Origin of the sequence: Paenibacillus sp. FSL L8-0333, from assembly GCF_037965665.1 — a bacterium.
GTDB classification, from domain to species: Bacteria; Bacillota; Bacilli; order Paenibacillales; family Paenibacillaceae; genus Paenibacillus_AQ; species Paenibacillus_AQ odorifer.
In genome coordinates this window covers 4,884,753-4,899,854 of record NZ_CP150186.1, presented here as the reverse complement: position 1 = coordinate 4,899,854, position 15,102 = coordinate 4,884,753, and the positions used below count along the sequence as shown (strand labels likewise).

The 15,102-nt window shown below is 42.1% G+C and carries 9 protein-coding genes; all 9 read left to right on the top strand.

The features are described from left to right. The first annotated feature begins 96 nt into the window (after positions 1-96). The 9 genes from NYE72_RS21990 (at position 97) to NYE72_RS21950 (ending at position 15,088) form a co-directional block, all read left to right on the top strand. Entirely contained in the window at positions 97-1,890 is a 1,794-nt protein-coding gene (locus NYE72_RS21990; RefSeq protein ID WP_036682936.1) for a histidine kinase, read from the top strand. Positions 1,891-1,909: 19 nt separating this feature from the next. Next, positions 1,910-3,238, top strand: a complete 1,329-nt coding sequence (locus tag NYE72_RS21985; RefSeq protein ID WP_076146780.1) for a response regulator — start codon at positions 1,910-1,912, stop codon at positions 3,236-3,238. Positions 3,239-3,355: 117 nt separating this feature from the next. After that, positions 3,356-4,276, top strand: a complete 921-nt coding sequence (locus tag NYE72_RS21980) for a sugar ABC transporter permease (protein ID WP_076098630.1) — start codon at positions 3,356-3,358, stop codon at positions 4,274-4,276. A 1-nt stretch (position 4,277) separates the two neighbouring features. Further along, positions 4,278-5,150 carry a carbohydrate ABC transporter permease gene (locus NYE72_RS21975; RefSeq protein WP_036682930.1) on the top strand — a complete coding sequence of 291 codons (873 nt, stop codon included), beginning with the start codon at positions 4,278-4,280 and terminating at the stop codon, positions 5,148-5,150. Positions 5,151-5,282: 132 nt separating this feature from the next. Next, a complete protein-coding gene (locus NYE72_RS21970; RefSeq protein ID WP_036682927.1) occupies positions 5,283-6,749 on the top strand; it encodes an extracellular solute-binding protein in 1,467 nt (488 codons plus the stop codon). Positions 6,750-7,154: 405 nt separating this feature from the next. After that, a complete protein-coding gene (adhE, locus tag NYE72_RS21965; protein ID WP_038572553.1) occupies positions 7,155-9,776 on the top strand; it encodes a bifunctional acetaldehyde-CoA/alcohol dehydrogenase in 2,622 nt (873 codons plus the stop codon). Between the two features lie 252 nt (positions 9,777-10,028). Then, positions 10,029-12,290 carry a formate C-acetyltransferase gene (gene pflB / locus NYE72_RS21960; protein ID WP_036682923.1) on the top strand — a complete coding sequence of 754 codons (2,262 nt, stop codon included), beginning with the start codon at positions 10,029-10,031 and terminating at the stop codon, positions 12,288-12,290. 216 nt (positions 12,291-12,506) lie between these two features. Beyond that, positions 12,507-13,244, top strand: coding sequence for a pyruvate formate-lyase-activating protein (gene pflA / locus NYE72_RS21955; RefSeq protein WP_036682920.1), 738 nt, complete (start codon positions 12,507-12,509; stop codon positions 13,242-13,244). Between the two features lie 437 nt (positions 13,245-13,681). Beyond that, positions 13,682-15,088, top strand: a complete 1,407-nt coding sequence (locus tag NYE72_RS21950) for an extracellular solute-binding protein (protein WP_036682919.1) — start codon at positions 13,682-13,684, stop codon at positions 15,086-15,088. The last annotated feature ends 14 nt before the right edge of the window (positions 15,089-15,102 follow it).

The window sequence follows — 15,102 nt, the reverse complement described above, 5'->3', positions numbered from 1 at the left end:
AAAAACTACATACAAATGAACATAAAAAACTTTAAAATAAACATATGTAAGCGTTTATCACTTTGATATAGTTATTGAACCCGGAGGTGCATCTCGATGTTGTCTAGGCTGATTCGGCCGATTCTGAAGCTGAACGTCAAACAGCAGCTTATCCTGCTGTTTCTGATTATGATCTCGCCCATTCTGTTTTTGAACATTTACGGGAATATGAAGGCTGAGCAAATTCTGAAGCGCCATGTGACGAATGCTTATGTAGAGCTGAACAAGCAAAACTTCACCATCATTAACCGAGATATCGATACCGTAAATAAAATTACTACCACTGTAATTCAAAACCCTCTGATTCAGCAGATTAATATGACGGGTTCGGATACCATCCTGGAGCGGGTTAAACGCTATGAGACGATAGAGAAGCTGTTGGTCAGTTACTCGCAGGGAGCTGAGCGTGGGGACGGCATCTATTATTCCCTTTATATATACGATCCCGAGGATTATTATTTTTTTGCACCCAATTTCCCACAGGTTAAGAAGGCGGGGGTATATTTCTTTTCCAAAGCGGAAGAGCCATATTGGTTCGAGGAGGTTGTCCAGAAAAAGGGCCGCGGATCTCTAAAATTCACAGGGAAGCTAAGTGCGCAAGCGGAAAACTTGAAGACTCTTACCTATATGAGAGCTGTCAATAACATCTCCAGGAAAGCTGAGACTATTGGGGTCTTAGTCATTACCAAGATGGACGCGAAAATCGGAGAATCCCTCAAATCCATATCGTTGCCTGATGGTGATATTTACTTAACGGATCTGGATAATCGTGTACTCGCTTCTACTACGAATAATACTGGTGAGATCATTACGTTGCCGGAAACGGTCATTGCTGAGGATTTGGAAGGTACCGTGGATGTTATTACCTCGGATTTTATTTATGTGGTCAATAATAACCACGCCTTAGGACAGAAGCTAGTCTACAAAATCGCCGTAAAAGCACTGCTGCAGCAACAAAACGAAATGAAAAGTGTGATTCAATACATAACTGTGGCCTATGCTGTTTTTGGATTAATCATGATTACTTATTTCTGGCGTTCATTAATGACGCCTTTGCAAAAGTTAGCCTTTTTCGTCCGAAAGTTTGAGCCAGGCAATCGTGTCCCTGAGACGCCAAAAAGAGGGAGTAACGATGAGGTCAGTGTGCTGATTGGATCTACCTATGACATGGCCCGCAGGCTTAATGGACTAATTACTTATAAATATCAGATGGAGCTAAAACAGAAGGAATCACAGCTTCAACTGCTCTATCAACAGATCAATCCGCATTTGCTCTACAACACTTTGGAGAGTATTTACTGGAAAAGCTCGCTGGAAGGCAACGTTGAATCCGCCGAGATGATCAAGGAATTATCCAAGCTTATGAAGATTAGCCTCAGTCGGGGAAGGGAGCTGATTAGCCTTGAAGAAGAGCTGGAGCATGCAACGGCCTATATCAAGCTGCAGCAGCACCGGTATGATTATATATTTCGTGTTGTAATGGAGATTCATCCAGATACGAAAAGAAATCTAATTCCTAAAATTACCCTGCAGCCGTTAATTGAGAATGCTATTATTCATGGTGTCAAAAATATGGGCGAGGATGGGGAAATCATCATTAGCGCAGTTTGTGTGGACGATACCGTCGAGATCACTATTGAAGATAACGGCTATAAGTCTGTTGATTATCAGGCCATTGAAGCTGTGCTGAATGACGACAGTCCAAATCCGGCCAGCGGTTACGGGATTCGCAACATTAACCAGCGCATACATTTACACTTTGGCTCTGATTATGGCATCAGCTATACGCCTCGTAAAGAGGGCGGTACATTGGTGACGGTTAAGCTTCCGAAATCAGAGAATCAGGACTAAGGAAGGGGAGCATACAGATATGTTCAATATATTAGTTGTGGATGACGAACCCTTGATTTGTAAAGGGCTGAGCAATTTATTAGCTTCTTCGGGGTTAAACATAGACCATATTTATACAGCAAACAGTGGTTTTGAAGCGCTGGACTGCATTCGGATGGAGGAAATAGACCTGCTCGTTACTGATATTCAGATGGGCGCAATGAGCGGGATTGATCTGATGCAGCATGCAAAATTGGCCAAACCCTGGGTACAGACCATCGTGATTTCTGCACACGAGACATTTCAATATGCGCAAATGGCGGTTAGGCTTGGCGCGAAGGATTATTTGATCAAACCTTTGAACAGTGAGCAATTTCTGGATTCGGTGCGAAATGTGCTGCTTAAGATGGGCAAACCATCACCAGAATTGGACATTTTCATGTCAGGGATTAACGAAAGCTTTCGGCTGGAAGAGCCGCTTCCGGAATACAGCAAGTTATTAAATGAGCTGCTCAATGAGCCTGAAGGTGTACTGTGTGATGCAGAACGCTTACAAAAGCTGGATAACCTGAAGCTGCAAGGGCCGTATTTTTCCGTCTTAAAAATTAAGGTGCCTCTGGCTGGAATGAATCAGGAGAAGCACTACACCCTGCGGGACAGACGGCTTCTTTGTTATGCCGCGCTGAATATCGCCAAAGAGCTGATGGATCAGGAGTGGAACTCGACAGCCTTTTACGCAGAGGATGAAGAAATAACGATCATTATTCAATGGGATGAAAAAAGCTATGAAGATTCGTCTGCCAGTCAAATTAATAGACTAGATATCCTTGGCCGCAGTCTTCATTTTAATATTCAAAAATATCTGCACTTAAATGCAGTCATCGGCATCAGCCAGATTCTCAAGGGTCTATCATTTATGGCTGTATTGAACCGTCAAGCCTCCAAAGCCATTCTTTGGAATAATGAACATAATGACCATTATGTGTTTTACTACGGGGATTTTAATTGGAACAGCTACACAACCGATCCTTCAGTAGAAGAGCTTCATACACGCAGCAATCTGATTGTAGAGAAAGCAAGAGAGTATATTGACGAGAACTATGCGCAAAAAGGATTAACCATCCATGAAGTGGCTAAAAAAAACCATGTCAGTCCTAATTATTTGAGCTATTTGTTTAAGAAAAATACAGGTTATAACCTGTGGGAATATGTAATTAAGCTGCGGATGGAAGAAAGCCGGGAGATGATTTTGAACACAGATCTTCGCAGATACGAAATCGCCGAGCGTGTAGGTTATGAATCACCGGAGCATTTTAGTAAAATTTTCAAAAAATATTATGGGATTAGCCCCAGTGAATTGAAGAAGTAAAAACACATACTACTTCGGTAGATTTAGACATGTTCAGTACAACCCTCATTTTCTACAATTTAAGGTAGGAAGCATTTTGCGAAAAATGCTGAAAGAAAAATGGAATGAGGGAGCTTGATGAATCAAACCGCAGTTGTATCCGAAAATCCGCCGGCGCTGAAGGGTACACCGTATAAGCAAAACCGCTGGAAGAAAAACTTTTGGGGATATATGTTCCTCGTACCTGCTGTGATTATTTTTGTAATGTTCTTGTGGGTGCCAATTTTTAAAGGCTTGTTGTACAGCTTTTACCATGTTGATTTTGTAAAAGGAAATAGCTTTGTTGGTTTTGAAAACTACGCTAGAGCCCTTAGTGATCCAGATGTTTTGACCGCATTAAAAAATACAGGGTATTACATGCTTCTATGTCTTATTATCGGGTTCTGGGTTCCGATCGCTTTTGCCATTATGATCTCGGAGCTGAGAAGGTTTGGGGGCTTTGTACGGGTAGCGGCTTACCTTCCTTTCGTTATGCCTGGTGTGGTTCTATATGGACTCTGGAGATGGCTTTATGATCCGGTGGGCCCAATCAATGCGGTATTAAGCTCGCTTGGTGTGGACCAGGTTGCCTTCCTGACAGATACAAGGTGGTCGATGATTTCTCTTGTTTTTATGGAGACGTGGCAGCAGTTTGGATCAGGGATGTTAATATACTTGGCTGCTGTACTCAGCATTCCGCGGGATTGGTATGAAGCAGCTGAGATTGATGGGGCGGGTGTGTGGGCACGTATAAAGTACATCACATTGCCTTCGCTACGTAATTTGATCATTTTGATGTTGATATTACAGATTATCGGGACTTCACAAGGGTATCAGTCACAAATGGCGCTGCTTGATGGTGGACCGAATAATACTACGCTTACCTATGCGCTGCTGATCGTAAAATATGCTTTTACGCGACTCGATTATGGAACGGCGACTGCGCTTGGCATGCTAATGTTCATTGTCCTAGGTGGTTTGGGCATTTTACAGTTCAAGCTTAACAAGGAGGACAACTAAGATGAAGAGCGCAGACAGAGGGATTCTCTCAGAACATGATTTGAAAAAAACAAGCAATAAGATCGTTTATGGCTTGATGTGCGTGGTCATTTTGATTATGGTGTTTAGCATGCTGTATCCGATCTGTATGACGTTATTTAACGGACTGAAATCGAATCAAGAGGTGAACTCATTCCCACCGCATTTTTTCCCGCAGGAATGGCACTTCAGCAACCTTAAGGAAGCGATGAATTACATTGATCTGCTGATGTTCCTTAAAAACACCATTTATATTTTTGTGGGGAATATGGTCGTGACACTAGTAGTATTGGGAATGTCTGCTTTCAGCATTTCTCGTATGAATGTCCCTTACAGAAAGGCAATTTATTTCTTTTTCCTGATGACATTGTTTATTCCGGCGACCAGCTATATGATTCCCAACTTTGTCAATCTAAAAGAGCTTGGATTACTAAATCAGTACGCAGCATTTTGGCTGCCGGCTGGTGCGAATACATTCTATTTTCTACTCTTAAAGAACTTTTTTGATGGGATACATCCTGAAATTTTTGAAGCCGCGCGGATTGACGGTTCCTCTGAGCCGAGAAGCTTTTTCTCCATTGCAGTGCCATTGTCGGTTCCGATTTTTGCTACGCTGGCGATCTTTATCTTTTCTACAGCATGGAATGACTGGTTCTGGCCATCTCTGGTTATGCACAGTGAAGAGAAATATACGCTCGCGACAGCAATCTATAAATACGTTATTAATGTAAAGGCACTTAATACGAATATTAAATTCGCCATCCTATTTATCGTATCGTTGCCGCCGATCCTTGTCTTCCTGATCTTCCAAAAGTTCATTATGCGTGGCGTCGCATTATCAGCAGTTAAGGGATAAGCACGGATCGACGGATTTAGTCACGGATCGTAAACATGCACATGAAAGGAATATAAATGCACCTCGTTTGTAAACGATTTCTCTTTTATGATCGATATGTAAGATAACTATGAATTGAAAAGGGGAGTTTCAATGCGTAAGTACTCTAGCGTGCTACTAAGCCTCCTTGTGGCCGGATCGTTGTTAACCGCTTGCGGCGGTAATAACAATAACGGAAACACGACAGGAAACAAGGAAGGGGAAGCGACTACTGCGCCAACGAATGCTGCAACAGATAATGCTGGCAGTGCTACAGCAGCGCCAACTGATGATATCACACAAAGAAAAGTGACCATCAAAATTCACTATCCAACCCCTGACCTAACCGAAGTTAGAGCACAGGAAGATGACAAGATCAAACGTTTCCAAGAGGAATATCCGAATGTTGAAATCGTCAAAGACGATTGGCAGTACAATGTAAGTGAAATCGGTATCAAAATGGCAGCGAATGAAGCTCCAACCTTCTTTAACACCTACGCTACAGAAGCAAAATTCCTAGTTGAAAAAGGCTGGGTAGCTGACATTACGGATCTGTGGAATAAATACGAATTTAAGGATCAAATTAACCCGGTTCTCCAAAATCAATTTATCATTGACGGTAAAGTCTTCGGCGTAACTCAAAAGGGTTATGTAACAACCACAATGATCAACAAAAAAATGCTGGACGAAAAAGGCGTTGCTGTTCCACCTATGGATTGGACTTGGGATGATATGCTGAATACCGCCAAAGGCGTAGCTGATACCAAAAAAGGGATTTCCGGTATTGCTCCAATGGGTAAAGGGAATGAAGCAGGCTGGAACTGGACCAACTTCCTGTTCGAAGCTGGCGGTGAAATTCAGAAGATTGAAGGCGGTAAGGTTGTAGCTACTTTTAATTCTGAGGCTGGGATTAAAGCGCTGGATTTCTACAAGAAACTTAGATGGGAAGCAAACGCGATTCCTCAGGACTGGGCACTGGGCTGGGGTGATGCTGTAGGCGCATTCCAACAAAGTCGTACAGCAATGGTAATGGCTGGATCTGACGGTGTTATTGAGCAAGCGTTGAATCAAGGAGGTCTGAAACCAGAAGATGTACTTACGTATCCAATGCCTGCAATGGAAAAAGGCGGAAAACACACCGGGGTACTTGGTGGTGACTACCTTGTAATCAATCCAAATGCAACACCAGACGAGCAAGAAATGGCATTCCGTTATATTACATTTGATTACTTCTCCGATAAAGGTCTAGAAGCACTGGATGCGGTTCTGCAACAACGTACAACGGATGGTAAATACTTTATTCCGCCGCTCTTAGATTACTATTCTGCAGATTCTGACTTCGGCAAGAAAACGAAAGCTGTGTATGATAAATATACAAATGTATATCAATACAGCCCTGATATTTTAGGTTTGCTGGACGGTAAACCGGAAGCGCAATACAATACACAGGACTACTACGCAACCATGTCCAATGTAATTCAAGAGCTGTTCTCCAAAAAAGGAACAGATTCCAAGACACAGCTTGAAGCTGCTGCCAAAACAGTGCAAGAGAAATTCTTCGACACAATTAAAGTAGAATAGCTAGGAAGAACAGAACCGGCTCCATAGGAGTCGGTTTTTTTATGTTTATATTATTGATATTTTTATAAATCAACACGACGGGGGGCATCCCACTATTTTTTAGAGGCCAATGGAAAAATAGAGTGTCAACAAAATTAGATTTGCTTTTTTAAAATATTTTTGCGAGCGGAAAGGTAGAAAATGGGTATCAGTTCTTGTCTTTTTAAACATAAACTTTAAATTTAAGGAATAATAAAGCATAAATAATGGTAAAAAAGCTATAATATGATCGAATGAAAGCGCTTTGAAAACAAATCAAAAAAACTTTATACTTTGTGAAAGATTTCACTATACAAGGTGGAAATGATGTGATAAGATAAATGTGTAGAGAAAAACAACCTAAAAATTGACAGGAGGACGAGGGAGATGGCAGTTAAGAACGAAGTCGCCGCCCAAGTTAAACAAACTACCGCTGAAGAGTATATTCAGACTTTAGTGGATAAAGCGAAAAAAGCACATGAGGCATTCATGGCGCTGGATCAAGAGCAAGTTGACACAATCGTTCATGCAATGGCGTTGGCTGGACTCGACAAACATATGTACCTCGCTAAATTGGCTGTAGAAGAAACTGGCCGCGGGGTTTACGAAGACAAAATTACTAAAAACATCTTCTCGACAGAATATATCTGGCACGGAATTAAATACGATAAAACAGTAGGCGTTATTGAAGACAATGCTTATGAAAGCTTCCAAAAAATTGCTGAGCCCGTCGGAATTGTAATGGGTATCACACCGGTAACCAACCCTACATCCACCACGATGTTTAAAGCGTTGATTTCGATTAAGACACGGAACCCTATTATATTCGGTTTCCACCCATCTGCGCAAGAGTGTAGTGCAGCAGCTGCTAGAATTCTTCATGATGCGGCTGTAAAAGCTGGCGCACCTGAGAATTGTATCCAATGGATTGAAATGCCAACGATGGACAAAACAAACGCTTTGATGAACAACCCTGACGTTGCACTTATTCTCGCAACAGGCGGTTCTGCAATGGTAAAAGCAGCTTATAGCTGTGGTAAACCAGCTCTTGGCGTAGGTCCTGGTAACGTACCTGCATTCATCGAAAAGAGCGCGGATATCGATCAAGCCGTAACGGACATCATTCTTTCCAAAACATTTGATAATGGTATGATCTGTGCTTCCGAGCAAGCTGTTATTATCGAAGAACCAATCTTTGATCAAGTGAAAAAGAAAATGATCGCTAATGGCTGCTACTTTGTTAACAAAGAAGAAGCTGCCAAACTTACTAGCGGCGCTATGAACGTTGATAAATGTGCGGTTAACCCAGCAATCGTTGGACAATCCGCAGTGAAAATTGCTGAAATGTGCGGCATTCAAGTTCCTGCCGGCACTAAGATTCTGGTAGCAGAACTTGAAGGTGTAGGCACTAAATATCCATTGTCCGCTGAAAAATTGAGTCCTGTGCTTGCTTGCTACAAAGTTAAAAACGCAGATCAAGGTATCGAACGCGCAGCACAAGTTGTTGAATTTGGTGGTATGGGCCATAGTTCGGCTATCCACTCCAACAACGAAGAAGTAATCATGAAGTTCTCCAACCGTCTGCAAACAGGACGTATTCTCGTTAACTCGCCTTCCACTCATGGTGCGATCGGCGATATCTATAACACTAACATCCCTTCGTTGACGCTGGGCTGCGGATCTTATGGTCGTAACTCCGTGTCGCAAAACGTTACAGCAATTAATTTGATCAACGTGAAAAGGGTGAATCGTCGTACCGTGAATATGCAATGGTTTAAAGTACCTGACAAGATCTATTTCGAAAAAGGCGCTACTCAGTACCTGACCAAAATGCCTGATATCACACGTGTCGCAATTATCACTGACCCAATGATGGTTAAGCTCGGATATGTTGAGAGAGTTGAACATTACCTGCGTCAACGCCAAACTCCTGTAGCGATCGAAGTGTTCTCGGAAGTTGAACCAGATCCATCGACAACTACAGTTGAAAAAGGTACAGCAATGATGAACAGATTCCAACCGGACTGCATCATCGCACTTGGTGGTGGTTCCCCAATGGATGCTGCAAAAGGAATGTGGTTATTCTATGAACATCCAGACGCAGACTTTAACGGTCTGAAACAAAAATTCATGGATATCCGTAAACGGGTTTACAAATTCCCTAAACTTGGAAACAAAGCTAAGTTTGTAGCGATTCCAACTACTTCGGGTACGGGTTCGGAAGTAACATCTTTCGCAGTTATTACCGATAAAACAACTGAACAACACACTAAATATCCTTTGGCTGACTACGAGCTAACTCCAGACGTAGCTATCATTGATCCAGAGTTCGTATATAGCTTGCCAAAAACTGCTGTAGCTGATACAGGTATGGACGTATTGACACATGCCATCGAAGCTTATGTATCAGTTATGGCGAGTGACTACACTGATGGTCTGGCAATTAAAGCAATCCAATTGGTATTCCAATACCTTGAAAAATCGGCGCTTGAAGGCGACAGAGTTGCCCGTGAGAAAATGCATAACGCATCAACACTTGCTGGTATGGCCTTTGCTAATGCTTTCCTGGGTATTAACCACAGCTTGGCGCATAAATGGGGCGGTCAATATCACACTGCTCACGGTCGTACTAATGCGATCCTTATGCCACACGTTATTCGTTACAATGCTAAGAAACCTACGAAGTTCGCTTCGTTCCCTAAATATTCACACTTCGTAGCTGACGAGCGTTATGCAGAAATCGCCCGTATTCTGGGATTGCCAGCTCGCACAACTGAAGAAGGTGTAACTAGCCTGATCAATGCTATTCGCGATATGAACAAAAAACTGGGTATCGAAGAATCCTTCCAACAACTGGGCTTTGATCCTAAGGATTTTGAATCCCGTGTAGATTACTTGGCTGACCGTGCATTTGAAGATCAATGTACAACTGCCAATCCTAAGCTGCCACTGGTATCTGAACTTGCAGATGTGTACCGTAATGCTTTCTACGGAAGATTTGATAATTAATATTTGGTTAAGTAGATAATAGGATGGTTGTGGATTAGATATAAGTGACAAATATCACCGGAAAGGTGATATTTGTCACAGTCTATTTATAGAAAATAAACTAAAATGTTTATATAAACAACGGTCCCATACATGGAACAATGATTGTGAATTTTCGAACAACCATATCTTTCTTGGGATCACGAGACACGGGATCAACCTTCAAGCCCGCGATCTCTACAAATATTATAAATATAGATGGAGGGATTTAGCATGTCGGTGATTGAAAAAGATGTACAAGAAGTGAAATCCGGTTGGAGAAGTTTTACAAAAGGTAAATGGTCCAGAAAAGTTGACGTTAACAACTTTATCGCAAGTAACATTAAGCCTTATGAAGGAAACGAAGAATTCCTCGTAGGACCTACTAGTAACACAACTGAACTATGGAAGATTATTTCCCAATTGAGCAAGGAAGAAAGAGAAAGAGGCGGCGTATGGGATGTTTCCCTAGATACTGTCTCCACAATCACTTCACATGCTCCAGGCTACATTGACAAAGACAAGGAACAAATTGTAGGCGTACAGACTGACGCTCCTTTCAAACGTTCCATCCAGCCATTTGGCGGGATCAAGATGATGGTTGATGCTACGAAGGCTTACGGCTTCGAGCTTCCACAAAACATCGTTGACATGTTTACGAACATTCGCAAAACGCATAACCAAGGCGTATTTGATGCATATACACCAGACATGAGAGCTGTGCGTAAATCCGGCGTAATTACAGGTCTTCCTGATGCTTACGGCCGCGGACGCATCATCGGCGACTACCGCCGCATTGCTCTGTACGGTATTGATTTCCTCATTAAAGACAAAAAACAACAACAAACTGAGCTTGAAGTTGATTCCATGACTGAAGATATTATTCGTTTGCGTGAAGAGCTGTCCGAGCAAATTCGTGCACTTGGCGAATTGAAAGAAATGGCAGCCGCTCATGGTATGGATATTTCCAGACCAGCGACCAACTTCAAAGAAGCTACTCAATGGGTATACTTCGGATATCTGGCAGCAGTTAAAGAACAAAATGGTGCGGCGATGTCCCTGGGCCGTGTGTCCTCTTTCCTGGACATTTATGCAGAGCGCGATATTGCTGAAGGTACTTTGACTGAAGAACAAGTTCAAGAAATCGTCGATCATTTCGTAATGAAACTGCGTATCGTGAAATTCTTGCGTACACCTGACTATAATGATCTGTTCTCCGGCGACCCAACATGGGTAACTGAATCCATCGGTGGTATGGCTGAAGACGGAACAACTCGTGTTACCAAGAACAGCTTCCGTTTCCTGAACACCCTGTACAACTTGGGTCCAGCTCCGGAACCAAACTTAACTGTACTGTGGTCCGAAAAATTGCCTGAAGCCTTCAAAAAATATTGTGCTAAGGTTTCCATCGAAACTAGTGCAATTCAGTATGAAAATGACGATGTAATGCGTCCATACTGGGGTGAAGATTATGCGATTGCTTGCTGCGTATCTCCAATGCGCATCGGTAAACAAATGCAGTTCTTCGGCGCTCGTGCCAACCTGGCAAAAGCATTGCTGTATGCTATCAATGGTGGTATAGACGAAAAATCCGGAGCACAAGTTGGACCGGAATTCCCAGCGATCACTTCTGAATATCTGGATTATGACGAAGTAATGAAACGTTTCAAACCGATGATGGAGTGGTTGGCTAAAACTTATGTTAACACTTTGAACATCATTCACTATATGCATGACAAATATTCTTACGAACGTATCGAAATGGCGCTGCATGACCGTGACATTCTGCGTACGATGGCTTGTGGTATTGCTGGGCTGTCCGTTGCAGCTGACTCACTAAGCGCAATTAAATACGCGAAAGTAAAACCTATTCGTAACGAACAAGGTATTGCGATCGACTTCGAAACCGAAGGCGAATTCCCTTGCTACGGTAACAATGACGATGCTGTAGACAGCATCGCAGTAGAATTGGTTGAAACCTTCATGACTATGATCCGTAAAAACAAAACATATCGTGATTCTGTGCCAACTCAATCGGTACTGACCATTACTTCGAATGTAGTGTACGGTAAGAAGACAGGTACTACACCTGACGGACGTAAGAAAGGTGAACCTTTCGCACCGGGTGCTAACCCAATGCACGGACGTGACAAGAAAGGCGCCTTGGCTTCCCTGAACTCTGTAGCTAAACTGCCTTACTCCGATGCACAAGATGGTATCTCTAACACGTTCTCCATCGTACCTAAGGCACTTGGTAAAGACGAGGATTCCCGTAAGTCTAACCTGGTACACATGATGGATGGATACTTCCATAACAACGCTCAGCATTTGAATGTTAACGTATTTAACCGTGAACAGCTGATGGACGCTATGGAGCACCCAGAGAACTATCCACAATTGACTATTCGTGTATCCGGCTATGCAGTTAACTTCATCAAGCTGACTCGCGAACAACAAATGGACGTAATCAACCGTACATTCCACGGTTCGATGTAATTTGTTCCTGTCATGAAGATCTTTGAATTAGTACTACATTGAAATAATTGCAAGGAAGATACCGCCCTTGTCTCAAGGGCGGTAATATCTTGTTTGAGAATTGTTAAAATTTTAAATTTTATAGCCGCGATTTAGGGATATGACAGTCTCAAAGACAGGAAGCTTCATCGTTGAAAGAGGGACTGTTAGTCTGTCGTGGCGAAAGGATGACATCCTATGATTAAAGGTCGCATACACTCTTTGGAAACCTTTGGAACCGTTGATGGACCTGGTATTCGATTTGTCTTGTTTATGCAAGGCTGCTTGCTGAAATGTCAGTATTGCCATAACCCTGATACTTGGGCTTTAGATGAAGGTAAAGAAATGACTCTAGAAGAAGTGCTTTCGGAGATCGAACCATATATAAACTACTATCGTTCATCCGGTGGCGGGTTAACTGTATCCGGTGGAGAACCAACCTTGCAGGCGCAATTTGTAAAGCAGTTATTCACGGAAGTGAAAAAACGTTGGAATCTGCATACCACATTAGATAGTAATGGCTACAACGAAGGTGACAAGATTAATGACTTATTGGACGTTACAGATTTGGTTATGCTTGATCTGAAGCATATTGATGAAGAAGCGCATATCAAGTTAACCGGTAAATCCAATGATCGAACTTTGAAGCTTGCACGCTGGCTCTCAGACCATAATCGTAAGATGTGGATCCGACATGTGTATGTACCTGGTATTCATGATCGTGAAGAGGATCTCATTAACTTAGGTCGTTATATTGGAACCTTAAATGGCGTCGAGAAATTCGAAATCTTACCTTATCATCAGATGGGTATCTATAAATGGGAAATGCTCGGCAAAGCTTATGAACTGGATGGAGTACCTTCTCCAACAGAAGAAGAAGTGCAACGGGCATATCGCTTGGTAGAAGAAGGTCGTAAGCAAACGGCATTGGTATAATAGATATATATTTTTAAGAGAGACCGTACCCTCAGTGGTTGATCACTGAAGGTGCGGTTTTTTGTTATGAGGAAGTAAAAAGGGAGGGGATAAAGCTCCTCTGAGGGGGTAGTTTTATACTATTCCTAATAAAGACATGCTATAGTTACACGTGGTTAATGGGATGGATAATAAATGAATATGTCAGGTAATGTGACTATTTGGATGTTTTATTAATTGTTTCTAGAGTGAATACAAAGTTTTGTGATGAGAAAAACAAATAAATTAAGCGATTTAACATTTTTGTGTTATGTAATATAACTTATAATGTAGTTGATTCCGCTTACATTAGAGATTTTTATCCCTATAGTGGATGAATCTTAACCTTACGATAATGAAGTCTGTTTTCTATAATAAGAAGTGTAAAGCACATCAATATATAGGGAGGGTCACAAGAAATGAAAAAAAGTATGACTTTGCTATTGTCCCTGATTTTCGTATCATCAGCTTTACTGACTGGTTGCGGAGGCAACAACAATGAGTCTTCTAACAAAGGAGATGGAAACGCTACCGCGACTAATTCAGCCGCTACAAATGCTCCTGCAACAGAAGAACCGGTAAATAACGAGCCATTTGAAATGACGATTCGTCACACTCAAATCGGTGCAGACAAGCAGAAACGTCTGGCTATTCTCGAAGAAGTAGTTAACAAGGTACAAGAGGATGTACCGGGTCTGACCTTTAAACTCGATGGGGTAGATTCAGATGTAAACCGTAAAGAAAAATTGCGTGGTGAAATGGCTGCGGGTAATCCGCCGGAAATCTTCGATCTGTTCGGTAGTCCTGACTCCAAGATCTATGCTAAAGAAGGTAAATTACTTGACCTGACTCCAATTCTTGAGGAACTTGGAATTAAGGATAAATTCTCAAATCTTGATCCTTTCACTTATGAAGGAAAAATCTATGGATTGCCTATCGGTGGTTCTGGAGAAGGCTTCTTCTATAACAAAGAATACTATACAAGCAAGGGCTGGAAGGCTCCAACAACGTTTGCCGAATTGGAACAACAATTGGCTGATATCAAGGCTGATGGAAAAGTACCTTTGGCTGGTGCATCCAAAGCTGGTTGGGTACCACTTATGTTAGCTAACCACTTGTGGTCACGTTATGCAGGTCCAGATGTAACTGCTAAATTTGCAACAGGCGAAGCTAAATGGTCTGATCCAAATGTAGTAAAAGGATTTGCGAAATATAAAGAATGGGTTGATAAAGGCTACTTCAAAAAAGGCGAACTTGGCTTTGAATATGCTGAATACACAACACAATTTACTAGTGGTGAAGCGATCCTGCTGTATGATGGTACTTGGAAATCCTCCGTATTTAAAACTGGCCAATCTGGCGAAGGTTTGATCGGTAAAGTTGGCTTCTTCAATATCCCAGCAGTTGAAGGCGGAGCGGGCGACCAAACTGCATTGATGCGCGATGTGAACAATGGTTATGGTTTCTCTGCATCTGCTGAGAAAGATCCACGTCAATTGGCTGCTGTGAAATCTTTTATTAAAAACTTATTTAATGAAGAAATGCAATTGCGTGGACTTGTTGAAGATGGTGTATTGCCAGCAATGAAGATTGACCAAAACGTATTGAATGAGAATATTACTGATGATCTGATGAGCGAAATCGTAGGTGTACTTAACAACTCACAATCTTCGTTCCCAGCATTTGACTCTCTTGTTCAAGCTGATGTAACTACAGAAATCAGTAACATTCAAATTCAAAAACTGATTGGCGATCAGACGACTCCTGAGAAAATGGGCGAAGCTTTGCAAAAGGTACAAGAAGAAGCAAACGCAGCAGTTGAATAAATAGCTGCAAACTG

Coding starts and splice junctions, on each gene's coding strand:
- NYE72_RS21990 (WP_036682936.1), top strand. CDS start 97: ATGTTGTCTAGGCTGATTCGGCCGATTCTGAAGCTGAACGTCAAACAG.
- NYE72_RS21985 (WP_076146780.1), top strand. CDS start 1,910: ATGTTCAATATATTAGTTGTGGATGACGAACCCTTGATTTGTAAAGGG.
- NYE72_RS21980 (WP_076098630.1), top strand. CDS start 3,356: ATGAATCAAACCGCAGTTGTATCCGAAAATCCGCCGGCGCTGAAGGGT.
- NYE72_RS21975 (WP_036682930.1), top strand. CDS start 4,278: ATGAAGAGCGCAGACAGAGGGATTCTCTCAGAACATGATTTGAAAAAA.
- NYE72_RS21970 (WP_036682927.1), top strand. CDS start 5,283: ATGCGTAAGTACTCTAGCGTGCTACTAAGCCTCCTTGTGGCCGGATCG.
- adhE (WP_038572553.1), top strand. CDS start 7,155: ATGGCAGTTAAGAACGAAGTCGCCGCCCAAGTTAAACAAACTACCGCT.
- pflB (WP_036682923.1), top strand. CDS start 10,029: ATGTCGGTGATTGAAAAAGATGTACAAGAAGTGAAATCCGGTTGGAGA.
- pflA (WP_036682920.1), top strand. CDS start 12,507: ATGATTAAAGGTCGCATACACTCTTTGGAAACCTTTGGAACCGTTGAT.
- NYE72_RS21950 (WP_036682919.1), top strand. CDS start 13,682: ATGAAAAAAAGTATGACTTTGCTATTGTCCCTGATTTTCGTATCATCA.